This window comes from Treponema phagedenis (assembly GCF_008153345.1).
Classification (GTDB): domain Bacteria; phylum Spirochaetota; class Spirochaetia; order Treponematales; family Treponemataceae; genus Treponema; species Treponema phagedenis.
The window spans coordinates 2,141,596-2,168,169 of record NZ_CP042818.1; the positions used below are offsets into that span (position 1 = coordinate 2,141,596).

Annotated in this window: 23 protein-coding genes; 9 read left to right on the top strand and 14 right to left on the bottom strand. The window is 38.2% G+C overall.

Features of this window, described 5'->3' with window-relative positions; genetic code table 11:
• Positions 1 to 234 precede the first annotated feature (234 nt).
• The 6 genes from FUT79_RS15140 to FUT79_RS09570 form a co-directional block, all read right to left on the bottom strand.
• Positions 235 to 402, bottom strand: a complete 168-nt coding sequence (locus FUT79_RS15140) for a hypothetical protein (protein ID WP_174897151.1) — start codon at positions 400 to 402, stop codon at positions 235 to 237.
• A gap of 72 nt (positions 403 to 474) precedes the next feature.
• Entirely contained in the window at positions 475 to 1,647 is a 1,173-nt protein-coding gene (locus FUT79_RS09550) for a DUF8086 family protein (RefSeq protein WP_148889597.1), read from the bottom strand.
• A complete protein-coding gene (locus tag FUT79_RS09555; protein ID WP_002695584.1) occupies positions 1,640 to 2,020 on the bottom strand; it encodes a RidA family protein in 381 nt (126 codons plus the stop codon). The genes FUT79_RS09550 and FUT79_RS09555 overlap by 8 nt, the downstream gene beginning before the upstream one ends.
• A 67-nt stretch (positions 2,021 to 2,087) precedes the next feature.
• Positions 2,088 to 2,561 carry an arginine repressor gene (locus FUT79_RS09560; protein WP_044634189.1) on the bottom strand — a complete coding sequence of 158 codons (474 nt, stop codon included), beginning with the start codon at positions 2,559 to 2,561 and terminating at the stop codon, positions 2,088 to 2,090.
• Between the two features lie 154 nt (positions 2,562 to 2,715).
• Positions 2,716 to 3,108, bottom strand: a complete 393-nt coding sequence (locus tag FUT79_RS09565) for a ParB N-terminal domain-containing protein (protein ID WP_024752513.1) — start codon at positions 3,106 to 3,108, stop codon at positions 2,716 to 2,718.
• 331 nt (positions 3,109 to 3,439) lie between these two features.
• Complete coding sequence (locus FUT79_RS09570; RefSeq protein WP_044634188.1) at positions 3,440 to 5,725, bottom strand: tetratricopeptide repeat protein; 2,286 nt, start codon at positions 5,723 to 5,725, stop codon at positions 3,440 to 3,442.
• Between the two features lie 315 nt (positions 5,726 to 6,040).
• On the opposite strand from FUT79_RS09570, the gene FUT79_RS09575 reads away from it, so the two are divergent.
• The 3 genes from FUT79_RS09575 to FUT79_RS09585 all read left to right on the top strand — a co-directional run bounded on the left by FUT79_RS09575 (position 6,041) and on the right by FUT79_RS09585 (position 10,362).
• Positions 6,041 to 6,694, top strand: coding sequence for a DUF1007 family protein (locus FUT79_RS09575; RefSeq protein WP_024752511.1), 654 nt, complete (start codon positions 6,041 to 6,043; stop codon positions 6,692 to 6,694).
• Positions 6,695 to 7,878: 1,184 nt separating this feature from the next.
• Complete coding sequence (locus tag FUT79_RS09580; protein ID WP_044634186.1) at positions 7,879 to 8,712, top strand: CDP-alcohol phosphatidyltransferase family protein; 834 nt, start codon at positions 7,879 to 7,881, stop codon at positions 8,710 to 8,712.
• A 90-nt stretch (positions 8,713 to 8,802) separates the two neighbouring features.
• Entirely contained in the window at positions 8,803 to 10,362 is a 1,560-nt protein-coding gene (locus FUT79_RS09585; protein ID WP_081718732.1) for a beta-N-acetylhexosaminidase, read from the top strand.
• Between the two features lie 671 nt (positions 10,363 to 11,033).
• Here FUT79_RS09585 and FUT79_RS09595 read toward each other — a convergent pair.
• The 3 genes from FUT79_RS09595 to FUT79_RS09605 form a co-directional block, all read right to left on the bottom strand.
• Positions 11,034 to 11,684 (bottom strand): HAD family hydrolase, encoded by a 651-nt coding sequence (locus FUT79_RS09595; RefSeq protein ID WP_002700044.1) that lies wholly within the window; start codon positions 11,682 to 11,684, stop codon positions 11,034 to 11,036.
• A gap of 411 nt (positions 11,685 to 12,095) precedes the next feature.
• Complete coding sequence (locus FUT79_RS09600) at positions 12,096 to 12,686, bottom strand: hypothetical protein (RefSeq protein WP_002700047.1); 591 nt, start codon at positions 12,684 to 12,686, stop codon at positions 12,096 to 12,098.
• A 92-nt stretch (positions 12,687 to 12,778) separates the two neighbouring features.
• Positions 12,779 to 13,612, bottom strand: coding sequence for a hypothetical protein (locus FUT79_RS09605; protein ID WP_052812429.1), 834 nt, complete (start codon positions 13,610 to 13,612; stop codon positions 12,779 to 12,781).
• Positions 13,613 to 13,683: 71 nt separating this feature from the next.
• Here FUT79_RS09605 and FUT79_RS09610 point away from each other — a divergent pair, with 71 nt between their 5' ends.
• Complete coding sequence (locus tag FUT79_RS09610; protein WP_002700050.1) at positions 13,684 to 14,361, top strand: DUF2259 domain-containing protein; 678 nt, start codon at positions 13,684 to 13,686, stop codon at positions 14,359 to 14,361.
• A 55-nt stretch (positions 14,362 to 14,416) separates the two neighbouring features.
• Here the strand turns inward: FUT79_RS09610 and clpA are convergent, their stop codons facing one another.
• Both clpA and FUT79_RS09620 read right to left on the bottom strand, forming a co-directional pair.
• On the bottom strand, positions 14,417 to 16,804 hold the full coding sequence (gene clpA / locus FUT79_RS09615; protein WP_024752507.1) for an ATP-dependent Clp protease ATP-binding subunit ClpA: 2,388 nt from the start codon (positions 16,802 to 16,804) through the stop codon (positions 14,417 to 14,419).
• Entirely contained in the window at positions 16,801 to 17,106 is a 306-nt protein-coding gene (locus FUT79_RS09620) for an ATP-dependent Clp protease adaptor ClpS (protein ID WP_024752506.1), read from the bottom strand. The genes clpA and FUT79_RS09620 overlap by 4 nt, the downstream gene beginning before the upstream one ends.
• 116 nt (positions 17,107 to 17,222) lie before the next feature.
• On the opposite strand from FUT79_RS09620, the gene FUT79_RS09625 reads away from it, so the two are divergent.
• The 3 genes from FUT79_RS09625 (at position 17,223) to FUT79_RS09635 (ending at position 19,919) form a co-directional block, all read left to right on the top strand.
• Entirely contained in the window at positions 17,223 to 18,425 is a 1,203-nt protein-coding gene (locus tag FUT79_RS09625; protein ID WP_244951084.1) for a DHH family phosphoesterase, read from the top strand.
• Positions 18,422 to 19,102, top strand: a complete 681-nt coding sequence (locus tag FUT79_RS09630; protein ID WP_044634185.1) for an epoxyqueuosine reductase QueH — start codon at positions 18,422 to 18,424, stop codon at positions 19,100 to 19,102. The genes FUT79_RS09625 and FUT79_RS09630 overlap by 4 nt, the downstream gene beginning before the upstream one ends.
• 88 nt (positions 19,103 to 19,190) lie before the next feature.
• Positions 19,191 to 19,919, top strand: coding sequence for a glycerophosphodiester phosphodiesterase (locus tag FUT79_RS09635; protein ID WP_148889601.1), 729 nt, complete (start codon positions 19,191 to 19,193; stop codon positions 19,917 to 19,919).
• Positions 19,920 to 19,925: 6 nt separating this feature from the next.
• Here the strand turns inward: FUT79_RS09635 and coaD are convergent, their stop codons facing one another.
• The 3 genes from coaD to dnaE form a co-directional block, all read right to left on the bottom strand.
• Positions 19,926 to 20,417: a pantetheine-phosphate adenylyltransferase gene (gene coaD / locus FUT79_RS09640; protein WP_024752502.1), complete on the bottom strand. Its 492-nt coding sequence runs from the start codon at positions 20,415 to 20,417 to the stop codon at positions 19,926 to 19,928.
• A gap of 121 nt (positions 20,418 to 20,538) precedes the next feature.
• Positions 20,539 to 21,147: a YggT family protein gene (locus tag FUT79_RS09645; protein WP_024752501.1), complete on the bottom strand. Its 609-nt coding sequence runs from the start codon at positions 21,145 to 21,147 to the stop codon at positions 20,539 to 20,541.
• Positions 21,148 to 21,246: 99 nt separating this feature from the next.
• A complete protein-coding gene (gene dnaE / locus FUT79_RS09650; protein ID WP_024752500.1) occupies positions 21,247 to 24,666 on the bottom strand; it encodes a DNA polymerase III subunit alpha in 3,420 nt (1,139 codons plus the stop codon).
• Positions 24,667 to 25,048: 382 nt separating this feature from the next.
• Between dnaE and pgsB the strand changes: the two genes are divergently transcribed.
• Complete coding sequence (pgsB, locus tag FUT79_RS09655) at positions 25,049 to 26,170, top strand: poly-gamma-glutamate synthase PgsB (protein WP_174897154.1); 1,122 nt, start codon at positions 25,049 to 25,051, stop codon at positions 26,168 to 26,170.
• A complete protein-coding gene (gene pgsC / locus FUT79_RS09660) occupies positions 26,145 to 26,573 on the top strand; it encodes a poly-gamma-glutamate biosynthesis protein PgsC (protein ID WP_024752498.1) in 429 nt (142 codons plus the stop codon). Before pgsB ends, pgsC begins: the two co-directional genes overlap by 26 nt.
• The last annotated feature ends 1 nt before the right edge of the window (position 26,574 follow it).

Genomic DNA, 26,574 nt, shown 5'->3' on the forward strand with positions numbered 1-26,574 from the left:
TGATCCGCTTGTAGCCTGCACCCTCCAATCAACGTAACGCTACCCTGCAGCGGATCAATAATACGCTCACGGATTCGAGCATTCCTGTGGTAAACTGCTCGCCCTTACTAAATTTCAAACGATGTTTTACCTGATACTCTAGCGTAAACAGGTAAAACTCGTAGGCGAACCAAAGGTAGCGATTCCAAGAGAGTTCGCCCTTACTAAATTTCAAACGATGTTTTACCTGATACTCTAGCGTAAACAGGTAAAACTCGTAGGCGAACCAAAGGTAGCGATTCCAAGAGAGTTCGCCCTTGCGCCGTGTCGGGCTCTTTGTATAAACGATTTATTGTTTGAATGTAAAAGATTCTGATGCAAATAGTCCGCAATTGATTGTATCGATAAGAAAAGTTTTTTCATTCCCCCCTCCCCTTTTCCCCTTTCTCAATTTTCTGAACTTTTGTTAGAAAAGAGTTTTCCCGTGCATACCTTTCACTCATTACCGAAGCAATGCTTTTGTATATCTAATACCGCAATGCCGCTTCTGCCTACTGCATAGAAATTTTGTTCTTCCCATGCTGTGATTATTTTATCATTGCAGCAGGTAAAATAGGTGTATACAAAGTTTTCAGGTAAGGGTGGCAGTTCTATTTTTTTGACTTCTTCCGTTCCTTCAGACAAAAAATAAAAGCTTCCGTTATTCACCAAAAGTCCTGCAATGATGCCGTGAAAAGGTTGTGCAAAAACGGAAGCAACTGCTTCCCGTTCCGAAAAGTCTTCCCCATCACTACCCCGCTCTTTTTTTTCGTACACACGTTCGGAAGGCCAGCTCGGCGTAAAGGCCATTACCCGCAGATTTTGCTCGCTTGCTTTATTGATAAGATGCAAAATGCGAGACTCTTCCTCATCGGCAGCAATAGCGGAATGACGGATCGGCATTAACGCCGAACGAAACGCTTCTGCGGAAACTGTTGAGAATTTACCGTTTGCCAAGCCATTGAAGCTTTTAAAAACAAGATAGGTAAATTGCACCTGTGTTTTTGTTTCCGTTTTAAACGAGGCATACCAAGAATCTTTCTTTTTTTGTAAACTTACACATTGAGCGTTTTTAGAAAGTCCGATAGAAGAAGGAAAAAAAGCGGGCGTTAACTCCGCGCTCTCGCTCACTTTGCACAGAAAAGGAGATTCTCCTACATCATTTTGTAAAAGCGGAGAAAATACCGTGTTTTTATAGATTCTGATAAAAGCATCCTGCTCGCTCGTATAAAATCCAGAAACAGTATGATGTAAAAAATAGTTTTGTATCGGCATTTGAAAAGATTCGCCGGCAAGCAATTCACGGCTGTCAATGATGCCTGCATGATTGATAAGTATTTTCGCAGAAGGATACATTAACCCGATACCTGAAACGCGTAAGGATTCTGTCCATGGAAAAAAAGGTTGATCTTCTAAGCTGTAAACAGTATTAATAATTTTTACACAGGGAACGCCTTCTTTGTTAAAGGAAAAGGCATACCAAAAATCCATCGGAATCTCAACTATTTGCGGCGGAGGTTCGGGGATTTGAGCAGGAATTTCATCAGCCTTTTTTTTACAGCTTATAATAGCCGGAAAAAAAAGGCTGATGAAAACATAGATGAATATAAAACGAAGTTTATTAGGCAAGCGCAATTACTTCAATTTCTACTAAGGCATCCTTAGGAATTCGGGCGACCTGAACTGCGGAACGCGCGGGGAAATTTTCCGTACCGAAAATTTCAGCATAAACCTTATTCATTTCCGCAAAGTTATTGATATCACTTAAAAAAACTGTTGTTTTTACCACCTTAGAAAGGCTGCTTCCCGCCTGTTCAAGAACAGCTTTTACATTGGTTAAGGACTGACGGGTTTGCTCTGCAATCCCGCCTTTTGCGAACTCCCCTGTTGCGGGGTCAATCGGCAGTTGTCCTGAAACAAAAATAAACCCGTTTGCGGAAATCCCTTGCGAATACGGGCCGATTGCCGCAGGCGCATTTTTCGTTGAAATAACATTCTTCATCTTAAAACCTCCAAAAAATTATTCTATTGTTTGTATATTTCTTTTTATTTAGGATATGAATATAAACTTATTCATCAATCTCAGGAATTTTCTGCTTTAACTCTGCCATAAAAGCATCTCCGTAAATGCCGTCTTTCAAACACACAAATATGGAATTTATCCTTCCGGCAATAATACCGAGAATTGATTCCATATTCATATTTTCTAAAGCGATGGAAACAACATCGGTGTATCCCGGATATGTTTTTATCACAACCATATTACCGGAATAATCAATTGAAACATAGCCGCGCAAAAAGTCCTGTGCACCGGTTTCCTCGGATTCGGTTTTTTCATCTTCGCTTGGAAGCATATATACATAACCGTCTTTTCCGTCGGAAATTTTACTGACCTTAAGCATTTTTAAATCACGAGATAAAGTTGCTTGAGTAACTGAAAAACCTTCACGGTCAAGGTAGCCGAGAAGCATTTCTTGAGATTCAATAGGATAAGATTTTATTAATTTTCTAATTGTCTTTAAACGTGCAAGTCGTTGTTTCACATTGGCACCCGCTTATATATTGCATAAATATGTAAAAATGTCAATAAAAAATGAATAAAAAAATATGTATAGCCCGTTTTATGCATGTTTTTTTATAATTATAATAATCAAACAAAATCTTCGATAGTAACGTAAATTCCTTGATTTTAAGACTTTATTTTTCCTTGTTGAATAAATTTTTAAAAAAACTGCGTATTGTTTCCCATATTCGAACAAAAACATTCGGATTTTTCAATTTTTCCAATTGAGCAAAAGCGTCCGATAAATCTTCATCGTTAAAATCCTGCCGCTGTACATTTTCTTCAATTTCTATTTCTAATGCATGAATTTTATTTTCAATATCGAAAATCGTTGCTTCAATAGTTTGCCAACCAAGCAACTTTGCAGCGCGCAATCTACGCTCACCGGCTATCAAAACAAAATCTCCGGTAAGAATAATAGGATTCAGCAGTCCATATTGCTTCATACTCTCGGCTAATTTTTCTATATTATCAACTTCCTTGCGTACACGTTTTTTCACTTTAATATCATTAATTGCAACCTGCATTATGTACCTCCATATTCATTGCGAATTATTTCCTGCGTTACCAACAAAAATTGATTTCGATATTATTTTTTCATGCTTTCAGTAAAACAAACGACCCTCCCGGAGGTTTCATCAATCCTTGACACAGTGATATTTCATACCGATACAAATCATCAAAAATTTTATAAAAAAGAGTCCGACACGGCGCAACGGTGAGTAAACTTGCCATAGGCTTAATGCAGCTCTCTAAACGCTAAGCGGTTTTTTACAGATAGCCTATACCTAATACACATGTTGATACGCGTATATTTTCCATCTCTTTTTACGATATACAAAATATTTTCTCAATTCTTTATCTCAATGTTAAATTAAATTTCTCTTTTAATAAAAGTCGCAGTTGCTCAACGCGCTCTGATTTTTCTTTTTGTTTTAAAAGTTTCAATTGTTCTTTTGCCTGCTGCGGTCTATTCATTTCCATGTAAAGGTTAATCAAGTCTGCGAGAAAGTCAGTGTTATCGGGATAGTCTTGCATTGACCGGCGCAGGGTGAGTTCGGCACGCGCATAATCTCCCTTTTCCGCTGCGGTAAGGGCTACCAACCGATAAATACGCGGCGAAGGAGCTATGTCAAGCGCTTTAATTAAATTATCATCAGCTTCATTGAGGAGGTGTAATTTTAAATCGTTCTCAGCTTTGTCGGTTAAAAGCTCTGAATTGTCGGGGAGCGCTTTCAGTGCCTGCCGATACCAAAGATCGGCATCCTCATATCGCCCGTCGGCATATAAGGCATTTGCTAAAATATGGAATGCCCCTCCCCTATCTACGGTTGCTGCGGGATCCGCAGTTCCGGATTCAAAATCGAATAATGGCATACAGGAATCAAGTTCACCGGAAAGGCGTTTTACCTCCACATAATTTGCAAGCACAATGGGCTGCGAAGGTAAGAGTTCGCGCGCATAGAGTATTTCGGCAGCCGCCTTTTTTATATCACCTTCTGTAAGCGCTTTTTGCGCTAAAAGATTTCGAATCCAGCCGTTTTCCGGTTCAAGTTCAAGTGCTTTTTCAAGCTGTTTTTCGCACGGCTTTCCTTGCAAAAAAAGAGCCTCCGCCAATCTGAACTGATATAGTCCGCAATCGGGATCCAATGATGCGGCTTTCTGAAAAGCCTTGAGGGTGGCATCTTTTTCCGTTGGAGAAAGTAAGGTTGCATACAAATACCAAACCGTTGCGTCCTTGGTTTTTGCCTTACAGAGGTCTTCAAATTTAACCAGCGCCAATTCTTTATTGTCAATCGCGTAATAAAATTTACCGGCAAGAGTAAGCGTTCGTTCATCTTCAGGAGCAATGTTGTTCAGCTTCAGTAAAATATCATCAAGGTCATCATAGGCTTGATTCCGTAAAAAAATATTTCCTGCCTCAACATAGCGTGAGATTGCCTGCTCTTTTTCTCCAAGTGCCAATAGCTCATTTGCCTCATGCAAAACAAAAAGTCCTTGTTCAGGGTTAAGCGTATGCGCATGATGATACGCATCCGCCGCTTCACGGTATTTTTCTTGCGCATGCAAAAGATGCCCCTTTAAATTTGAAAGAAACGATGAGTTTTGAATCATTTTTTCGTTGACGCGATCAAAAAATTTTGCAAGCGCTTTAAACTGACTGGTGTGATAATACAGTCCGCCCAATTCCGCAAGAGCTTGTTCGTTATCGGGCTCAGTTGCTAAAACTTCTTCAAAATGTTGAATTGCTTCCGGAAATAACCGCTGCGCAAAGTAAATTCTCCCAAGCGTCAGGTTTTCCTCGTTATTAAGAGCTCTTTGTTTTTGTATTTCTTTGAATTGAAAAATTGCGGGAAGGTTTTTTCCCATCGCATAAAAAGATTGTGCTAAATTAAGCCGAGCCTCTGCGGGGATTGACTCAGGCGCATTTGCAGCTGTATGTGCCGCTTCAACCGAAAGAGGTTTTGAATCAATACCGATTTTTCGCAGTGCAAATTCCGCCTTTGCGTGTTGCCCCCAGTTTTGCCCGGCAAAGCAGATTTTTCCTGCCGCTTGCACCGTGTCATCTTCGCATGATGCAATCCAACTATCGTTAATCAAAACGGTTATGTTAAGATCATTTACAATAATTTTTACGGTATAGAGTGAACCGGGAACGTCCGGTATTTTTGTCCACCCTACTAAGGGTAAGGGAGTACTGTTTACCACCGCATCAATGCGCATCCATCCGTGGTTAGAAATAAGCAGTGAATAAAAAGCGGCTTCACTGATGTACCGAAATAAGAAACCCGCCGCGCAAGATCCGGCAGAGCTTGTGTTTACTTCGATTGCCTGCGAATCGGAATCAGGCTGCACTGCTGAAAAATCAACTTCTGCGGTAAGCACAAAGTCCTTATAACGAAAAAACTTATTCACTGTCCATGCATACACGTTTTTTCGTTCAAGCCGCAGCAAAACCCCTTCTTGGCTAACTGTCGCAGTATAGCCCTCATGCTCCTCAGATTCAAACCGCGCTTCCTGTGGATTACTAAAATCCGTATGCCAAACCTCGTGGACAATATCCTCTAAATCTATTTGCTTCTTTTCTTTCTTTTTAAAAATACGGTTCTTAAAATAGCTAAAATATAATTGCAACTTTCCCATGTCGTTTATCGTACTGCAAAAAACAAAAAATGTCCATAAAAACTGAATATGCCGCAGAGCGTACACGTGAAAACAATAACCAGAACCGCAACGTAACTACAAAACATTGTACTAATTCCGCCGCGGTTTGTAAGTATTCAACTTCGACAAGCAAAAAAAGTCAGCTAAGAGAAAATTTTCAAACCGCAGCGTCCATACATATATGATTTTTATTCTTCATGCGTACACCTGGGGGATGTTGTTGAGCCTCTTGCAAAAAGCCTTTGTTTTAGGTACTCTCCCCTTACCAATTAAACAAATTATTTTGGAGCTTGCATGAAAAAAACCAAATTCCTGTTATTTTTATTGATTTTGATCCCAGCGATCGGCTTTGCCCATCCGCATATGTTTATTACTTCTCAAGTTAATTTTGTTTGGGATGCGGGTAAATTAACAGGTGCCTATGTAACATGGAAGTTTGACAGATTTTTCAGTGCAGATATTATTCAAGGCTACGATACAAATAAAGACGGCGTTTTTAACAAAACAGAAACAGACGATGTCTATAATAATGCTTTTATTTATACCTCAAACTATTATTATTTTATTTTTATCAGGCAAGGGGCAACACGCAGCAGCCCGAAATCGGTAAGCCAATTCAGTGTTTGGCAAAAAGACGGCATCCTGTTTTATCGCTTCTATGTTGACTTATCCGCTTATCCGGCGGAAAAATTATATTTTGCCGTGTACGATTATAGTTTCTTTTGTGATTTCCGCTATGATACACAAAAACCGGTAAGTTTTACCTGTGACACCACTGTGCAGCCGCAATACTCCATCGCTGAAAACAAAAATTATCCGGTATACTATGATCCCTTTGATACTATTTCGGACAATAAAATATATGACAAATGGAAACCGGGCTTGCAAATTTATTATCCCTATGAAATTGAGCTGCGGTATAATTATGCCGCCGCATCATCAAAATAATATCCTTACTATCCTGGTACAGCGTTTTTTAATATATCTTAAAAAAACCATAAAAAAGTTTTATAAAAAAGAGCCCGACACAACGGTTTCATTTTGACTTCCGTGTCAAAATGAAACCTACGAGTTTTAAAAACTTCCTGTTACAAAAAGGAGCCCGACACGGCGCAAGGGCGAAGTTTTGAAAATTTACTGTAACTTCGCCTACGAGTTTTGCCTGTTTACAATAAACTATCAGGCAAAACATCGTTTGGAATTGATAACGGTGAGCAAACTTACCATAGGGCAAAGCGTTAATAATTTGCCGCCGCTTCGCCAACGAGTTTTAAAGCTTCAATTTTACAGTTTTGTGTTGATGCTTTAAAACATCGTTCGGAATTGAGTAGGGGTGGGCAAACTTACCATAGTGATGCTACAGTCGGTAAGCTTTACTGTCGATACATCCTCGAATGGTAACTTAATTACAAAACCTTGTACTATAAAAAAAGGCGAACGGAACAGTGCAAGCACTACGATAGGCAAGTATCAAGATTAATTTAATTGCCTTATATAGAATCGTGCATACGACAGAGAGATGACCGCTTGAAGCCCTCCCTACATAATTTACTCTTCCATTACAATATATCCGTTTCCTAACTCATTTTGTTTTATATTTTTAATTTTTCCTATTTGTAAAAGCGGGACGCGGGGTTTGGGCGATAGAAAGTATGCGTTGACATTTGGATGTGACATTCAAAGAAACCTCGAACACCACGATAGACAAGCATGCCGCAATAAACCAAAACAGCATTCGCAAATGGGCACTTGCAATTCTAAAACGAGTGGAACATATCCACGGCAAAAATATTCACTGAACGCAGCTCCACCGCAGCACTATGCAATAAGTTTAGACTTATTCTGCAGTTTAACACAAACCTTATTACTCTAATGATTCCACGGAAGACGTAAAAAAAGATTATTTTTACTGCAAAGGAAAGAATAAACATCTTCTTAGCTCTTGTCCTGAGATTTTTATTGATGAGTTTATAACAATTGCATAAAAATAGTCTAAAGCATGAATATATTTATTTCAAGTGTTTTTACACAAGATCGGTAAATATTTTACTTGTCTAACATGTAAGCTTACGCTTATTCTTTTTATTAAACTGCCTTGATAAACCGCTTAATCCTCTGTATAATAATCTGTTATGGAACGGAAAACTGCAAAAATACTTTTTATATATACCGTAATAGAAACAACTTTTCTTTTTATTCTATATGAAGTCTATGCAATTCACATAAATTCTTTTTTAGCATTTTTAATTACACTGTTTTTATGGAATACCCTTATTTTCTTTTTTTTGCTTACGTATCGCAAGGAGTTTTATAATATTTCAACACAAGAGCCAATGCATGAATTAAATTTGGCAAATAAAATTACACTGATAAGAATAAGTTTCTTGCCTGTTATTGCATTTTTACTGCGATATAATAGCCTGCCGTATATGGATATTATTTTAACAGTCTCTTTAATTCTTATTTTTGTAACCGACTTTGTAGACGGAAAAATAGCTCGCTGGTACAAGCAAGAAACAAAGATTGGGAAAATGCTTGATTCTATGAGCGATTATGCTTTAATCGGACTTGTTTCGGTAATCTACTATCAAAATAATATTTTACCCACATGGTTTTTTATTCTTATCCTTGCTCGTCTCTCTCTGCAAACACTTGGAATGTGCATCTATACTCTTATAGACCATCCGATGCAAGTACAGTCAACCATCGGCGGAAAAATAACTATTGCATCGGTAATGCTTTTATACGTGGTGGAGCTTTTGCGTTTTTTCTTTTTGAAAAATTCACGATTTATTCCGATATTTTTATTTGCCGAATACTGCGTAGGAGTGCTGGTATTTATTTTTATGTTTGAAAAAATATATCTTTTTTTACAACATCAAAAAAACTATGTTTCTCAAAAAAAACGCAGAACAAACGAACAATCGTATACATGCAACACCGATAAAAAGGACAGGCAAGAGTAAGCGATTAAAATTTTTTGTGAGTATGTAAACTCAATGAAAAAATAAATTAAAAATCTACCAAAAAGAAACAACCCGTGTTATACTTAATCTATGAATAAGATATTATTAGAGCTGGTTCCCCGGCCGCAAGTTTATACGCAAAAGGACAGAATATTTTTTCTTCCATATACAGGCGTTCGTATTATGTATGCAAAGGAATTTCTTTCTGCAGCACGTTTTTTACAAAGCTATCTTGCAGAGCTTGTAGGCGTAAAGGTGCAATGTACTGAAATAACTCAGGAGGCAGAGCCTTGCGTCGATGTTCTGTATTTATTGAAGTCCTCCGACTACGGCTGTGCATCAAAGCCTGAATCGTATGCAATAGAATCGGAAAACGGAATTCTTGTAAAAGCCGAATCTGAGGCGGGAGCTTTTTATGCGGTGCAAAGTTTACGGCAGATTTTTATCACGGAGTTTGTTAAAGCGGAGCGGAACGGTAAGAATCCGCAAGGTGTTCCCCTTCCCCACTTTTATATTGAAGACTATCCTCAGTATGAATGGCGCGGCATTATGCTTGACACCTCCCGCCACTTTTATTCCGCCGCTTTTGTAAAAAAAATTATTGATGCGGCGGCTCTTCACAAATTGAACAGATTTCACTGGCATTTTACCGATGACCAAGGCTGGCGCTTTCCGGTTAAAAAGTATCCCGATCTTACCGAAAAGGGAGGCTGGCGCCGCGACGTTCGCTATCCGCCCGACAATAAAACCGGCGGTTTTTACACCGAAGAAGAAATCCGCGACGTGGTGGAATACGCAAAAGAGCGCAACATCATTGTAGTTCCCGAAATAGAAATACCGGGGCATGCATCTGCCTTTTTAACCGCCCTCCCCGAGCTTGGCTGCAGCGGCGGACCGTATCACGTGCGCTCCGAATTCGGTGTTTTTAATGAAGTGATGTGCGGCGGAAACGACAAACTCTTTGAAGTGCTTGAAGACATTTTTGATGCGGTTGTCGAGCTTTTCCCCGGCGATTATATCCATATCGGCGGCGATGAATGCCCGCGCGAAGCATGGAAAACCTGTCCTAAGTGTCAAGCACGCATTAAAAATGAAAACCTCGGAGACGAAAACGGCTTGCAAGGGTGGATAACCGGCAAAGCGGCAAAAATGGTTGAAGCCCGCGGCAAAATCCCCATCGGTTGGGATGAAGTACTTGAAGCGGGCTCACAGGCATTGCCGAAAAACCTTGTAATCCAATCATGGCGCGGCATGAGTGGCGGCATTAAAGCGGGACAGGAAGGCTTTAAAGTTATCATGTCGCCAACCGAGCATTGTTACCTTGACTACCGCAACACCGACTCCTGCGAAGAGCCCGGGAACATCGGCATTCTCCCGCTTGAACGCGTGTACAGTTTTTATCCGGTGCCCGAATCCCTTCCAAAAGAATATCACTCGGCGGTGCTGGGCGGACAGGGAAACCTTTGGACTGAGGTTATTTATGCGTCAAAAATTGCGGAATACATGCTCTTCCCCCGCCTTTGCGCCCTTGCCGAAGTGCTTTGGCTTGAACCGCAGAAAAAAGACTACAAGGATTTTGTAGGCAGGCTCAAAACGCATAAAGACCGCCTGCAAAACCTCTCGCTGCTCTACTGCGACAGCGCACTCTAAAACCTGCAAAACCGGCTCTTAAACAAGGAGCCGTTTTTTTTTCGTTTAATCTGAATACAAGCGCTGCGATTTGAATTTTCCAAGAAACCAATGTCGACTAACGCAGAGCTTTCGCTTACCGTTGCTTAGTATAGCGTTTTACAATTAAGTTACTGTTAGTAATCGGAGCATTAGCGATGGTAGTTTGCAGATTCAGCCTTACTATGGTAAACTGCTCGCCGTTGCAAAATTCCAAACGATGTTTTAAAGCATCAACACAAAACTGTAAAATTGAAGCTTTAAAACTCGTAGGCGAACCAAAGCCAGGAATTCCAAGGTTCGCCGTTGTGCCGTGTCGGGCTCTTTTTTATAACAGGGAGTTTTTATCAAACTTTTTATGGTTTTTGTAAGGGGTATTAAAAACGGATCGAGTTATTAAAACACGCTGTACTAATTTAAACTGTTAATCCTTTTTCTAAATCTCTTTTTCATAGTATTTTTACTCTATCTTGAGAGGCTCATACCACGAATGAGAGTATTACATTATATCGCTGAATTTAGCTTGCTGACACTTTACGTTCTTTTGAATTTTTAATTTGTTATCGTACCGTATTCTTCCCATTTATTTTTCTACAGTACGATGTTTACGTTTTGAGGCACGCACAAACAATGTCGCAATATTTTTTACTCGCTTATAAATAACGTAATAAATCCATAGGTTTTTGAATAATTGTTTTTGCTCCCGCCTTTTCAAGATTCTCTCGATCTCGGAAGCCCCAAAGAACGCCTATTGTAGGTAAGCCTGCGGCATTTCCCGTATTAATGTCTATTGAAGTATCCCCGATATACAGGCATTCTTCATTTTTCACTTGTAAAATATCCAGTATTTCATATATTGCTTGAGGATTCGGTTTTATCGGAACTCCTTCTCTTTGTCCGAATAACGGGGAAAAAGTACCTTCCCCAAAAAATGCGGTAACTATTTTTTCTGTTGTAGGATGTGGTTTATTGGAAAGCACCGAAAGCCGTATATTCTTCTTTTTTAATTCGGCAATAAGCTCGTGGATTCCTTCATACACCGTACATAAGTACATATAATTAGAATCGTATGCGGCATTATAATCTCGAATAATTTTTTGCTCTAATTCTTTATCATTAATATTATGATATGCAAGCACACGCTGAATCAAAATTTTTGCCCCATCGCCGACAAAATAGCGAAAAGTTTCCCTTGGAACCGGCGAAATCCCGTGTTTTGCCGTTTCGGTATTTACAAAATAATGAATGGAATCTAAGCTATCAATCAACGTGCCGTCTAAATCAAAAATACATGCTTTTATCATAAAAACACTATAACAAATACAGTCTGATAAAACAAGTAGAACGTTTTTTTGATAACTCGATTATTGCATCTTAATGCATTTATACAAATCGTAAAAAATTTTATAAAAAAGAGTCCGACACAAGGGCGAAACCTTGGAATTTCTACCTTCGTTTCGCCAGTGAGTAATTTACCACAGGATTACTGAATCCACAAGCCCGTATTCTTGATACTCCGATTTGTATACGAGGAAGTTAATTACAGAATGCTGCACAAGGAGTAAGTTCAGAAGTCTAAGTATGAAAGAATGTAAACTTAGTGTTGCAGTTTAAAGCTTTTTGCAAAACCCTGGTTGTATTATGCGCCTTTTTTTCTATGGCAGGACTTATGCATGGATAAAAGACACCCCACCATTATTCATTACGGTCGGTTTTTATTCAAAAGCTTCCATTGCTTTTTTTATATCCGATTCGCAGCTTTTCATTGCTGCCAAGGTTTTATCGAGGAGTTCATCTAAGCTATACCCTAGTTGTTCTGCGCCTTTTTCAATAACTGTTCTGTCGCAACCGGCGGCGAATTTTTTATCTTTAAATTTTTTCTTTAGGCTTTTTAACTCCATGTCAGTGCAGCTTTTTGACGGACGCATCAAAGATGCCGACCAAATTAAGCCGGTCAGTTCATCCACGGCAAAAAGGATTTTTTCCATTTCATGGACGGGTTCAACATCTGAACAAAGCCCGTAACCATGCGATACGATTGAATAAATCATATCATCCCCTACTCCCGCTTCTTTCAAAAGCTCGGGGGCTTTTTTACAATGTTGATCAGGCCAAAGTTCATAATCCACATCATGTAAGAGTCCGGTTATGCCCCAATACTCTTTCTCATCGGCATAGCCTAAGTTTTTTGCAAAATATTGCATAACGGCTTCTACCGTTAGTGCATGTTGGATATGGAAAGCTTCCTTATTATATTTTTTTAAAAGCTCATAGGCCTTTTCTCTTGTAATGGCAGTTTTTCTCATTTTTACTCCTTTAGATAACAATGATTGTTTTCATACTATATTTTTATTTTGGCAAATGTTCATGAAAAAGATTGCAGACATCGTCTTGATTCTCATTGCCAAAGATAAAATTCATGTATTTTTTTTATAAAAAAGATACTGCTTGATGCAAATAATACAATACCAAAAATAATAGCGAACCATGAGACTCCGGTTAAAAGCAGTGCATAACCTGAAAGCAAAACAAGTAGGGCAAGGGCTGCAAGCTTGTACTCTTTAATATCCTTTATTTTTCCGATTAAATAATATGAAATAACGCTGAGTAAGCATAAAATTGCAAAAACAATCGTAGTTGACCACTCATAGCCATAAGAGAAGAAAAAAACCGAGGTGTTCCCATAGGTATTTACCGGCAGTGCGTGTGCGATTGAGAAGGCAACACAGCATATTAAAAAGCCGATAGCCGTTGTCTCTCTTGTCATAATTCTATTTGCAAATAAACTGCTGGTCAGTAAAGATAGAATTGCTAAAAATCTGAAAAAAATAACAATCCGAGCAATTCCCGCGATAGAAATAAATCTGCTTATTCGTAAGGGGTAAAACGGAAATAATAAACGCAAGCCTTCAAAGCTAAGCGTAAATATAAAAAGTGCAAAAAATGATATTTCAATTGCATGTGTTTTCTCAAACAAGAGATAAGTATATGCAAGCAAGGAAGGCACAAAAAAAGCAAAAAAAACAATACTTATTAAAATGCTCATATTTGAAGGTTTATAAAAAGGGAGTCGGTGTACCCACTGAAAAAAAGGTTCGGGGAGCGGCTTGTTTGCTAAAAGATTATCTGCAAAAATAAAAAAAACTACAATTCCGATTCCAATAAGAAAAAGAAAAGAAAAAATTATACCGGTGATAAGTGTTTTATTTCTTGCAGCAAGCGTCATTGGCATAATATAAAAAAAAACAAAAGATTTGTAAAGATCTTTTCCCGAATTCCGATATTGGTAAGTAAGGAGTCTTTATGCGAAAAACAAATATTTTTATCTGCTTGCTTTTGTATTCGGTAAATCTTTTTGCAGGAGATGTTGCAACCTTTGTCAACTTGGGCTTTTCAGCGGATGGTTCAAAATATGCTTTTGGGCAATATGGCTTAACCGATCAAACATATCAGGCATATTCGGATATATGCATTGTCGATGTTGAATCCAATTCTTTTATAAAAAACGGAATTTTTAAAACCTCGCCGACAAAAGAAACACGCGATAAAGACAGCAAAAGTGTTTTTCTTGCGTTACAAAACAGAGCTCAGGCAACTTTAATAAAAAATAATATTTCTGAATCTCGGTTGGGAAGAGTTCTGTATTCTCAAGCAGAGGATAAAACAGGGACCCAAACGCTTTATTTTAGGGACTTTCAAACTGAAAATGAATATACGGTTATGATACATGTTGATAAGACAACAAAGCAAGAGGCCTCTTTTTATATAACCGTCGATATTGTGCTTCCGAACGGAAGTAAAATTTCAAAGAAAACAGGAAGACCCGGCTATGTTCGCCCCGGAACAAAAACCTATGCACTTAAAAAGATTCTCATTAATGATAAAAATAATGCACTTATTTTTATAGTTGAAAAACATGAATATAGCTCGAAGGGGTTATCCATTCGCTATATGGTAGAAACAATCCATCTGCCGGTGTGAGAAACTGAAAAAAAAGCCGAACGTTTTAAGCGTTCGGCTTTTTTTTCTGATACCCCTATTTCTTATACACCGTTAAAAGAGCTTGTGTATCGTTACCGGCTGAGCCTGCGTGAATTTTACATGTGGCAGTGTCGCCTTCTCGTAAACCGTCAAAGAGCACCAAGTCAACAAGAGGATTTATCAATTCCCGCTCTACAAGTCGAGCGGCATTTCTTGCTCCAAACTCTTTTGAATAGCCTTTTTCTGCAAGCAATTTAATGCAATCGGCGGGAACCTCAAATAAAATACCTTTTTCAGCCAGCTGCGAGCGTAAAGCGGCTAATTCTTTTTCTACAATTTGAACCATTGCGTCTTTGCTCAGCGCATTAAATTTTATCACCATGTCTAATCGATTCCTGAATTCGGGAGTAAAAGCCTGTTCCACCGCCTCATCCACCGCACTATCGGTTTGGTATTCATCGCCAAACCCGAGAATGGGCTTTCCGATATCGCGGGCACCGGCATTTCCTGTCATAATAATAATTACATTCCGAAAATCAGCTTTTCTGCCCTGATTATCCGTGAGCGTTGCATAATCCATAATTTGCAAAAGAATATTAAAAATATCCGCATGAGCTTTTTCAATTTCATCAAGCAGAAGAACCGCATGCGGCTGTTTTCTGATCGCATCGGTTAAAAGGCCGCCTTCATCAAAACCTACATACCCCGGCGGGGAGCCGATTAAACGGCTGACCGTATGTTTTTCCTGATATTCGCTCATATCAAACCGATGCAGTGCAATACCGAGTTCTTCCGCAAGCGAACGGGCAAGCTCAGTTTTTCCTACGCCGGTAGGACCTGCAAAAAAAAGATTTGCAACCGGTTTGTTTTTTGCACGGAAACCTGCACGGGAGCGTTTTACCGCCTGAGCAACCGCACGAACCGCCTCTTCCTGTCCGAACACCTTTGCGGCAATATGCTGCTCCAGCTCTTTTAATCGCTCCGTTTCATTGATTGTAACTGTTCGCTCGGGAATCTTCGCGATTTTAGCAACTATTGCATCAATGTCTTTTTCTTCAATTATCATTTCGCATTGAGTTTTCCCTTGCTTTGACTGGAAAATTCTTGCTTTTGCCCCCGCTTCATCAATTACATCAATTGCCTTATCCGGTAAAAATTTATCTTGAATATAGAGGGCTGAAAGATGTACCGCTGATTGAAGAGCACCATCAGTATACCGCACCTGATGGTATGCTTCATATAAAGGCTGTAAACCTTTTAAAATTTTTAGAGTTTCTTCTTCACTCGGCTCTTCAATATCTATTTTTTGGAAGCGCCGTGCCAAAGCTCGATCTTTTGTAAAATACTTATTATATTCTTCGTATGTTGTCGAGCCGATGCAACGAATTTTACCTGAAGAGAGAATAGGTTTTAATAAATTCGAAGCGTCCAACCCTCCGTTTCCGCTTGCACCCGCTCCGATAACTGTATGGATTTCATCAATAAATAGAATAACCTTCTTTTTTTGAATTAACTCATCCGATATTTTTTTAAGCCGTTCTTCAAAATCTCCGCGGAATTTTGTTCCGGCTAAAAGACTTGCCATATCAAGGCTGAAAATATCATAATTTTGAAGAAGCGGCGGAACTTTGTTTTCAGCAATAAGTTGTGCCAAGCCTTCCGTTATTGCGGTTTTTCCTACGCCGCTTTCGCCGACATGCACTGGATTATTTTTTTGCTTTCTGCAAAGAATTTGAATAGTTCGCTCAATCTCATTTTCTCTCCCGATAAGCGGAGAAAGCTCGTTATTGCGTGCTTTTTCTGTTAGGTTAACAGTATATTGCTCCAAAGCACTTTGTGCGTTGTTTTTCTTTTGACGAAAAAGATTTTCATTCATTGAGTACTCTTCATCCGAATCAGATTCATTTTCAGTTTGTGAAAAGCTGTCAAAAATGCTAAAGCCCCGATTTTCCAATTCCCGCTCATTCAGATCGTTCATATCTTCATCAAAAAAAGCGGAAAATTCGCTTATCTCTTTTGAATTCAGATGATTGATTGCTTCGGTTAGTTTCAAATGACTGATGCCGCTCATTCTCATATAGTATGATGAGAAATTTGTTTCAGCTTCGAAAATACATATAAGCAAATCGCTGACTTCAAGAGTATCTTTTTGATTTGCTTCGCAGTACAAAAGAGAGCGTTTAAGTAAGTATTGAGAGCCCAAAGACTGAGTGGGAGCATTTTTCATGTCGATCGGAATCTGTGTTCGTAAAAATTCAGCCAAACTATCATAGATATACTCTATGTTTGCATAACAAAGTGTAAGAATTCGTAGGGTTTCCGGATGGTTAAGCGCAACAAACAGAACATGCTCCGGAGTAACATATTCATGATGATTTTTTTCCGCTGCTTCATATGCTTGATCAAAAATACTCTGAACTATGGGACTCACTGCTATTTTCATTCTTTCTCCATTATACACTTTAACGGAAACCCGTTTTCTTGTGCCAGCATTTCTACTTTTTTACAGCGGGTAGCAGCAATATCATAGGTATACGTGCCGACTAAACCGCTCCCTTGGGTATGAACGGTAAGCATAATAATTTCAGCTTCTTTGTAATTTTTATGAAAAACCTCTATAAGTATTGATATAACAAAATCCATTGTTGTTATATCATCATTAAGAAGTAATACACGATAAAACCCCGGTTCTTTTATTTTTTCTTTTATAAGAACCGTTGACTCTATTTTTATCTCATCGTTCATACTACTAAAATACTCTAATTTTTGCCAAGAAACAAGTAAAAACAAAAAAAAAGACATAATCAAGAAAATCCATGAAAAACACTGTATTTTCATTTGTTTTATGCTATGATGGTATTATGGAGAGTGTAACTTTAGAAACCGCTTGTGCTCCGAGTATGAGAAAAGAAGAAGGTCTTTCGGTAACCAAGAGAAATATCGTAATAAAGAATTTTTATCCTATTCTCATCGGTCATCATTCTTTTTTGCTGATGGGACATGAATACCCCGATGAAGACTGTATCGCATCGTTAGTAGCGGCTGCCTTGCTTTTGCGTAAATTTGAAAAAACTGTTGATATTTTCTTCCAAGGACCTATTCAAGAGCAGCTTTTATTTCTCATTGATATTTGTATTTATAATAAGGTGCGAGTGCATATCAATACAATCTCTGACATGAAAGACCCTGAGGTAGTCGTTATTTTAGATACGCCAAAACCTTCCATGATTTTTACCGATGCGCGGAGTAAGGCATTTTTAAAAAATCCTGCTATAAGAAAAATAGAGTTGGATCATCATTTGTCGGCAGATGCATGTTATTGCGGAGAGGAAAATTTATCGCTTGTTATGCGAGCTTCCAGCACCTGCGAAATAATTGCGTACATCTGCTATAAGCTAGAGCAGTATCCTGAAATATTACGTATCTTTTGTATCCGTGAATTGTATTCAAGAAATATTGTACTTGCAATGCTCACCGGCATGATGGGAGACGCAAAACAAGGCGTGTATCTTTTTACCGGACGAGATAAGGCTTTTTTTTCTTATTTTTCAAAAAAGTTAAATAGAATTTTACGAAAAAAAACGGGAACATTAACTGAAAATATAAAATCAATGGAAGAAATCCTTGAAGTTTTGGAAGCCCTCTCCAATGAAGAAAAAGATGCATATCAAAAAATAATGGAACGGGCTGAGTTCTACGATAAAATAGGAATAATTTCATTAGATGAAAAAGCAACCAAAGAAATAACAAAGGAAATTGATTATAGTCAATTCATCGGTATGATAAAAATAGCAACAAACGATGTAGCCGAAAATACAAAGGGATTAGGTATATCCGCCTATAGAGATCTTGATTCAATTTCCGACAAAATTCAATTTAGAATTCGCGTGGACTCATCCCTTAAAGGAGTTGACTTGCGGAAGCTTTTAAAAGACATGCAAATCAGAAACGGGGGCGGACATCAGGGAGCAATTGCATTTAGATTTTCTCAAGAAGAAATCCCCGATGTTAACTTTTTTATTGATGAACTTGTTCATTATATTAGGAATCATATTTTATCATGAAAATAAATTATAATATATTTATGGAAGAAACTATCGAAAACCTTAAAACATCGGGTATAGTTTCTACATTATTATTGCATTCCTGTTGTGCACCCTGTAGCTCATCCGTAATCAAACGACTTGCTCCGCATTTTAAACTCACGGTGTTTTATTATAACCCGAATATTGACAGCGACAACGAATACAAAAAACGTGCGGAAGAACAGCAGCGGCTTATCGAAATTTATAATGCGCAAAAGCTTTTCCCGATTCCCGTTAGAATTATTACTGCAGAGTATAGCCCTGAAGCATTTTATACAATTGCAAAAGGATACGAAAACTGCCGAGAAGGCGGCGAACGGTGTTTTCGTTGTTATCATTTGCGGCTTTCAATCACTGCCGAAGCGGCACAAAAAAACGGATTTGATTATTTTTGCTCTACCCTTTCGGTCAGTCCGCTAAAAAATGCGGAAAAAATAAACAAAATCGGTTCTGCGCTTTCGACGGAAAACTGCCGCTGGCTTTCAAGCGATTTTAAGAAAAAAAACGGGTATCTTTCTTCAATTGAGCTAAGCAAGCGATTCGGGCTTTATCGGCAAGATTATTGCGGCTGTATTTACTCAAAAAATGAGCGAGCGGACTTTGAACGGCATAAAAGAGAAAGAGAACTTTTACAACCAGTAAAAACAGAGATGTAAGACGAGATAGGCTTTATAGAGATATCTGTGGTATGAACATACGAAAAATCAATACGCTATAGATAGATTCTTTTTAACGGAGATAAAAATGCTAAATATCGCACACAGAGGTTTTCGCAGTAAATATCCTGAAAACACCATGCTTGCCTTTCAAAAAGCGTTGGAAGCCGGCGCTGACGGTATTGAATTTGATGTGCATCTTTCAAAAGATGGAGAGCTTGTTATTATCCATGATGAAACGCTTGAACGCACAACAGACGGAGAAGGTTTGGTAAAAGATAAAACACTTGCAGAATTAAAAAAACTTAACGCCGCTGCAAAATCTAACAAACCAAGAGATTTTGAAGCGATTCCCACTTTAAAAGAATATTTTGCCTTTGCGAAAAAAACAAAACTTATCACCAATATTGAGCTAAAAACCGGTATTTTCCCGTACGAAGGCATAGAGCAAAAAACATATGAGCTTATTAAAGAGTTTGATATGTGCGAAAAAGTTATTCTTTCTTCTTTTAACCATGAGACAATAATGAGAGTAAAAGAGATCGATTCAAAACTTGTCTGTGGACTTTTAGTTGACAGCTGGCAAATCGATCCGGAAAATTATGTACAAAAGCTCGACATTGAATGTTGGCACCCATCAGCATACAGTATTTCAAAAGAACTGGTACAAAGATTCCACCGTAAAGGAATTAAAGTAAACACATGGTTCGGCTCTATTCAATTAGATTATAAAAAGATTATCGAAACCGGTGTAGATGCAATCATTACCGATTATCCCGATAAAATCGCGGGACTTATCGGCAGAGATAAGGCATAAGGCGAATCAGGATTTACACCGTGTACCGAGTTTTGTCTTAATTATTTTTTCTACAATCGGAGGCACCATAGCGGAAATATCGCCTCCGAATAAAGCAAGCTCTTTGATCGAGCTTGAACGTAAAACAAAAAATTGAGGGTCGGGCGCTAAAAAAATAGTATCAATATCGTCTTTTAACCCCTTATTCATCATTGCCAAATCAAATTCATAAGAAAAATCGGACGTATTTCTTACACCGCGGATGAGAACCTCAGCCCCAACCTCTTCTGCATAGTTGACAATTAAAGAATCCCACGTACTGACGCGTACATTTGTCCAACACGTAACCAGTTTTTCCATAATATGCAGTCTTTCCTCATTTGACAGGAAATATTGTTTTTCCTGATTAACCGCAATGACCACATGCACTTCTGAAAAAAGCTTTCGAGCTCTTTCAATAATATTTAAATGCCCATACGTAGGAGGATCAAAAGAACCTGCAAAAACCGCTTTAACCATATCTATATTTTACTATTGAAAGAGCCACTTAGTCAAGATAAACATCTCGCTCGACAAACGCTAAGAAGATTTTTATTCTTTTCTTTGCAGTTAAAAATAAGAAAAAAGCAAAAGTCCGATTTTATAGAATGCTAAAGTGGAAAGCTCCAATCATTAACGATGTGATGAGAGAGCCGATAAATGCTCCAAGCAAAAATCTGATAGTCAGGATCACAATGATGGAAAGGATCAAAGAGCCGCAATAAGACAGATGTATTTTGAGCGCGTAGGTTATTCGTGTTATTTTGGTAATAACCGGCGCAAGAAATTTGTCAAGCATTATCCAAAATTGTGAATATGTTTTTGTGTGCATAAAGTGATAAATTAACCGTATGATTAAAAGAATTGACAATAAATTGAGGAAAAATCTGAAAAAAGACCATATAAGTAAGATTATTTGAATAATGATTTGCAATACTGAAAAGCTGCCTGTTATCGCAATGCTTGAGGCTGCCTGTGATAATACCGTAAGCAAGCCGATTGATACAATCGGAGAAAAATCAACCATACCGGCACGCATAAATTTAAAGCGTCTGAACCAATCTAAATATGGATCACAAATAGTCGACAAAAATGTTCCTACTTGTGAGTATAATAATTGCGGTGCCCATGAAAGGAAGATTCTTGCAATGCATAAAAGTGAATATATCCAGATAAAGGTTGATAATGTTGAAAAAAATGAACGAATCATAGTTACTCCCGTAATTTTAAGTAGTTTTATAAGGCTAAGCCTTAAGAAATAGTATTAACACCCTGCGATTGGTGTTAATTAAAACAGCAAGATAATTTTTTACTCTTTCCAAACCTGTAATACGCCCGGTTGCTCTCCAAGAGCTGATAAAAAATTATCATCCGAAGAAACCTTTACCTGCGATGAAGCTTGTACAATATATATTTTATCTTCAATCGCAATATGAATAAAAACATCGCAGGTACCGTTCTCCGCTCCAAGCAAAAAATCTCTTAAGTGCTGAAATTGTTTATCGGTTGACATAGAAAGAGAATCAACTTCTACATGCACTTCTTTTATAGATTTTTCTTCTAACTCATCAAGACTAATATAAGAATCTACTAAAAAAGAAGGCTCTTCCCTATTGGTATCAACAGTGCCGATAAGGCCCATAACAGTTTCTGGCAAAAATCGAGCTCTTTGTTCTTCCCATATTTTTGAAAAAAATACAAGATCAATTACTCCGTGCAGATCCTCAAAACTGCCGAACGCCATGCTTTGACCTTTTTTTGTGGTATATGGTTTAATTGCATTCAGCATGCCGACAATGAGGTATTTTTTTTCAGGGGTTGCCCTTTCCAAATGTCCTAAATCCAATGTTGCGGTTGTTTCTATTATTTTACGATATTCATCAAGGGGATGCCCTGAAATATAAAACCCGACAAGATCTTTTTCCATACGCAGTTTTTCTTTTTGAGGCAAATCTTCAACCCGTGCAAAAACAAAATCGGAAAATTCTTTAATGCCGGTGTTTTCAAAAAGGCTTACTTGTCCGCTTTCTTGACCTTCTTTTTTTTGAGCGGCATAGCCCATTGCCGCTTCATACTGACCGATTAACGTTGCACGGTTTATGTCAAATTCATCAAAGCAACCGGTTTTAATAAGCACTTCTACGGTTGATTTCTTGACAGTATGTAAGTCTACCCGATCCAAGAAATCAATAAAAGATTTATACATACCGTTAGTTTTTCTTTCGTTATAGATATCAATTGCTGCCTGCTCTCCGACTCCTTTAATGCCTAAAAAGCCGAAAATAATTTCTCCTTTATCGACACTAAAATAAGGTTCCGATTTGTTTATACTTGGCGGCACAATCGTAAGCCCCATTTTTTCAGCTTCTTCAATATAAACCGGAAGTTTATCGACTGAGGTAATTTCATTGGTGAGGTTCGCCGCCATAAATTCCGCAGGGAAGTTTGCTTTTAAGTATGCGGTTTGATAGGCAAGAACCGAGTATGCGGCTGCATGGCTTTTGTTAAAGCCGTAACCGGCAAAAGGAACAAGAATATCAAATATTTCTTCGGCATGTTTTTTATCAAACCCCTGCGTTACGGCGCGCTCGGCAAATTTTACCTTCCACTCAGCCATAACTTCTTTCTTTTTTTTCCCCATTGCCCGGCGTAAAATATCGGCTTCTCCTAGGGAAAGGCCACCTATTTTCTGGGCAACCTGCATAACCTGTTCCTGATACACAATGACGCCGTATGTTTCTTCCAAAATATCTTGTAAACATGGATCCGGATATTTTATTTTTGAGTTATCAAATTTTGATTCAATAAACTGATCGATAAAAGCCATCGGCCCGGGGCGATACAGAGCATTTAATGCGATGAGGTCTTCAATTTTATCGGGTTTTGCCCGTTTTAAAATGCCTTGCATCCCCTTGCTTTCAAATTGAAACACTGCAGCGGACATGCCTTCTCCAAGCATTTTATACGTGCGCTCATCATCGTCGCAGATATTTTGGATTGAAAAATTTGCAAGCGCTCCGCCTCGTCTTCGGATAAGATCTTCAGTGTGTTTTATAAGCGTTAACGTTTTTAATCCCAAAAAATCCATTTTTACCAAACCGCATTGCTCAATTAAATCCATGGTAAACTGAGTTGCAATTTTTCCGGTTTTTGAGTCTTTATAAAGAGGTACATAATCTGTAAGTTTTGTTTTTCCGATTACAATGCCCGCCGCATGTAAACTGGTGTTTCGGTTAGAATCTTCAAGAGCTTCCGCAATTTGAAAAAGCTCGGTGTATTCAGGCGTTTCTTTAATTTGTACAAGTTCAGGAATTGTAAGTGCTTTTTCAAAAGTGAGTTTAGGATCCTCAGGCATGAGTTTAGTTATCATATTTACATCAGCCAAAGGAATGTTTAAAACTCTTCCGACATCTTTGATCGCCGCCTTCGGCTTTAGGGTTCCGAAGGTAATAATTTGCCCGACACTTTCGTCCCCGTATTTTTGACGCACATATTCAATTACTTCCTGTCTTCTTTCGAAGCAAAAATCAACGTCAAAGTCCGGCATTGAAATACGCTCGGGGTTTAAAAAGCGTTCAAAAAGGAGTTTATAACGCAGCGGATCTATATCGGTGATACGCATTGCATAGGCAACAATGGAACCCGCCCCGGAGCCTCTCCCAGGACCGACAGGAATATCGTGATTTTTTGCCCAGTTGATAAAGTCCCAGACAATTAAAAAGTAACCGACAAAATCCATTTTAATAATGATATCAAGTTCATATTCAGCCCGTTTTTTTATTTCATCGGTGATTACCTCGTAGCGTGTTTTTAAGCCTTCTGCTACCAGATGACGGATGTATAAATCCTTTGAAGCAAATTCTTCCGGGATTTTATACACCGGTAAAAGCGGACCTGGCTGCGGGATCTCTACATTGCACATATCCGCAATACGAAGCGTATTGCTCATCATTTCAGGATATTCGGGAAAGAGTTTTGCCATTTCTTCCGCGGATTTTAAATAAAATTGGTCGGTTTCAAATTTCATGCGGTTAGTATCGGTACGCACTTTTTTCATACCGATGCAAAGCAAAATATCTTGTGCAACAGAGTCTTTTTGCTCTGCATAATGTACATCATTGGTGAGCACCATCGGAATGCCAAGCTTTCGCGCCATTTCAATTAGCAGCGGTGTAACTTTTTTTTGCTCGGCAAGCCCGTGATTTTGTACTTCAATAAAATAATTATCACCGAAAATATCCAGATACTTCCGTACATGTGCCTCAGCCTCTTCTTTCCGCCCGTTTAACAAAAGATACGGCAACTGTCCGGCAAGACAAGCGGAAAGACAGATAAGCCCCTCCGAGTGCGCTTGCAAAAGTTCATCATCGATACGCGGCTTATAATACATGCCTTCGGTATACGCCTTAGAAGATAACACTATCAAATTACGGTAACCGATCTCATTTTTTGCAATAAGTATTAAGTGATAATAATTTCGTCCGTTTATTTGTTTATTACGATCAAACCTGCTTTTTGCCGCAACATAAAGTTCACAGCCGATAAGCGGCTTGATTTCCTGCTTTTTGCACTCTTCCTGAAAACGCAACACCCCGAACATATTCCCATGATCGGTAAGCGCCAGCGCGGGCTGCCCGAGTTTTTTTGCGGTTGAAACAAGTTTTTGAATGGAAGAAGCTCCATCCAGCAATGAATAATCCGAATGAACGTGTAAATGTACAAAATCCATACCAGCATTCTAACAGAAATACAGAAGAAAAAACAAGGGGAACCGAAATTTTATATTTCCGTCCCAATTTTGCCTTGATGGCTAAAAGATCCGAGTTTTTCGCGTAACGGATTTAAGCATTCCTATGGTAAATTGCTCACCGTTGCCAAATTCCAACCGATGTTTTAAAGCATCAACACAAAACTGTAAAATTGAAGCTTTAAAACTCGTAGGCGAAGTTAAAGGTAAATCTTCAAAACTTCGCCCTATGGTAAGTTGCTCGCCCTTGCGTTGTGTCGAAATCTTTTTTTTAGAAGAAAAGGGTTACAATATTTTTTATTTCTCTTAATCTTAATTTTCATTTAATTTTATGATAAAATATTTTATACATTACGAGGACAGTGTGAACCTGATAATTTTAGTTTTGAGTGTATTGTTTTTTCTCTATTTATTTTTTGAAAGTATAAATGCAAAAAAATACAGAAAGAGTTTTGAGCATGTCATATACGTCAACGGAACGAGGGGTAAGTCTTCAGTTACAAGACTTATCGACTCCGTGTTAAGAGCCGGCGGAAAAAAAGTATTTTCAAAGACCACCGGAACTGAACCGATTTATATTGATACTAAGGGTGTTGAGCATTTGATAAAGAGAAGAGGGTGTGCAAATATTAAAGAGCAGCTTTGGACTATGAAAAAAGCATATAAAGAAAGTGCGGAAATTCTTGTTATTGAATGTATGGCCGTTAATCCCGACCTGCAATTTATATCGCAGAATCAGATGGTTCAAGCCGATATTGGGGTGATTACCAATATTCGGCATGATCATGTAGAAGAAATGGGAGACTCTCTTGAACAAATCTGCGATTCTCTTTGTAGCACCATGCCCAAAAACGGCGTAATGTTCACCGCCGATAAAAATATGTTTCAAAGAATTCAACGTTTTGGCAATAAATATAATACACAAACATATCTTTCAGTACCAACGGATGATAATTTATTCAGCGATAATTACCAATTAGCATTGGATATCGGCAAATATTTACACATAGATAAAACCCTCGCTTTGCAGGGAATAAAAAATTTTAAACACGATCCTTATGATCTAAAAATTTATGCGGTCGGTACGCACTCTTTTTTTATAAACGGATTGTCGATAAATGATAGTGATTCAATAAAAATTGTTTTTAGCTATTTAAAACTGCTCCCATACCTAAAAAATTTGAACTTTGTCCTGTTAATTAATAATAGGGCGGATCGGGGAATGAGAGCGCTGGAAATGATTCAAGTAGCAAACGAATTGAAACCCGATAAAACTATACTCATGGGCTCTTTTGCAAATGTTTTGAAGAAAAAAATAAAACACGGCGATGTTGAAATACTTAGCAATAGAGCGGATTTTGATATTGAGCGTTTGAAAAATACGATGATTTTTTCTGTCGGGAATATTGCCAATTCCGGAAAAGAGCTCATCAGTTATATAGAGACTAAAGGAACCCTGTATGTACGAGAAAACTTTGCTCCTTAGCATTATATTGTCTTTATTGTTTTGTGAATTTATGGGCATTAATCCGGGCGGCATTATTGTTCCGGGATATTTAGTACTAAATCTTAATAATTATCCGAAAATAATTTACACCATACTGATCTCACTTCTAACTATGTTAGTAATTAAATTCTTTTCACGATACGTAATCATTTATGGCAGAAGAAAATTTGCGCTCATGATACTTACGGCTTATTTTTTAAATCTGCTTATTGTCTACTCAGGAATCTATAATCCAAACCCCGGGATAATAGGTTATTTGGTACCGGGAATTCTTGCAAATCAATTAGACAGACAAGGCATTATAAGTACTTTATTGGCAATGACCTTTGCAGTGATTCTCATTACGATGATTTTGCTTATTTTTAACATGCAGGTGTTTTAAT

What these genes read in the sequence shown, in the direction of transcription:
- FUT79_RS09555 (WP_002695584.1), bottom strand. Translation starts at nt 2,020, where the DNA reads ATGAAGAATGTTATTTCAACGAAAAATGCGCCTGCGGCAATCGGCCCG.
- FUT79_RS09600 (WP_002700047.1), bottom strand. Translation starts at nt 12,686, where the DNA reads ATGAGAAAAACTGCCATTACAAGAGAAAAGGCCTATGAGCTTTTAAAA.
- FUT79_RS09585 (WP_081718732.1), top strand. Translation starts at nt 8,803, where the DNA reads ATGAATAAGATATTATTAGAGCTGGTTCCCCGGCCGCAAGTTTATACG.
- FUT79_RS09620 (WP_024752506.1), bottom strand. Translation starts at nt 17,106, where the DNA reads ATGAACGATGAGATAAAAATAGAGTCAACGGTTCTTATAAAAGAAAAA.
- clpA (WP_024752507.1), bottom strand. Translation starts at nt 16,804, where the DNA reads ATGAAAATAGCAGTGAGTCCCATAGTTCAGAGTATTTTTGATCAAGCA.
- FUT79_RS15140 (WP_174897151.1), bottom strand. Translation starts at nt 402, where the DNA reads ATGAAAAAACTTTTCTTATCGATACAATCAATTGCGGACTATTTGCAT.
- FUT79_RS09580 (WP_044634186.1), top strand. Translation starts at nt 7,879, where the DNA reads ATGGAACGGAAAACTGCAAAAATACTTTTTATATATACCGTAATAGAA.
- pgsC (WP_024752498.1), top strand. Translation starts at nt 26,145, where the DNA reads ATGTACGAGAAAACTTTGCTCCTTAGCATTATATTGTCTTTATTGTTT.
- dnaE (WP_024752500.1), bottom strand. Translation starts at nt 24,666, where the DNA reads ATGGATTTTGTACATTTACACGTTCATTCGGATTATTCATTGCTGGAT.
- FUT79_RS09630 (WP_044634185.1), top strand. Translation starts at nt 18,422, where the DNA reads ATGAAAATAAATTATAATATATTTATGGAAGAAACTATCGAAAACCTT.
- FUT79_RS09565 (WP_024752513.1), bottom strand. Translation starts at nt 3,108, where the DNA reads ATGCAGGTTGCAATTAATGATATTAAAGTGAAAAAACGTGTACGCAAG.
- FUT79_RS09625 (WP_244951084.1), top strand. Translation starts at nt 17,223, where the DNA reads ATGGAGAGTGTAACTTTAGAAACCGCTTGTGCTCCGAGTATGAGAAAA.
- FUT79_RS09605 (WP_052812429.1), bottom strand. Translation starts at nt 13,612, where the DNA reads ATGCCAATGACGCTTGCTGCAAGAAATAAAACACTTATCACCGGTATA.
- FUT79_RS09645 (WP_024752501.1), bottom strand. Translation starts at nt 21,147, where the DNA reads ATGATTCGTTCATTTTTTTCAACATTATCAACCTTTATCTGGATATAT.
- FUT79_RS09610 (WP_002700050.1), top strand. Translation starts at nt 13,684, where the DNA reads ATGCGAAAAACAAATATTTTTATCTGCTTGCTTTTGTATTCGGTAAAT.
- FUT79_RS09570 (WP_044634188.1), bottom strand. Translation starts at nt 5,725, where the DNA reads ATGGGAAAGTTGCAATTATATTTTAGCTATTTTAAGAACCGTATTTTT.
- coaD (WP_024752502.1), bottom strand. Translation starts at nt 20,417, where the DNA reads ATGGTTAAAGCGGTTTTTGCAGGTTCTTTTGATCCTCCTACGTATGGG.
- FUT79_RS09575 (WP_024752511.1), top strand. Translation starts at nt 6,041, where the DNA reads ATGAAAAAAACCAAATTCCTGTTATTTTTATTGATTTTGATCCCAGCG.
- FUT79_RS09635 (WP_148889601.1), top strand. Translation starts at nt 19,191, where the DNA reads ATGCTAAATATCGCACACAGAGGTTTTCGCAGTAAATATCCTGAAAAC.
- FUT79_RS09595 (WP_002700044.1), bottom strand. Translation starts at nt 11,684, where the DNA reads ATGATAAAAGCATGTATTTTTGATTTAGACGGCACGTTGATTGATAGC.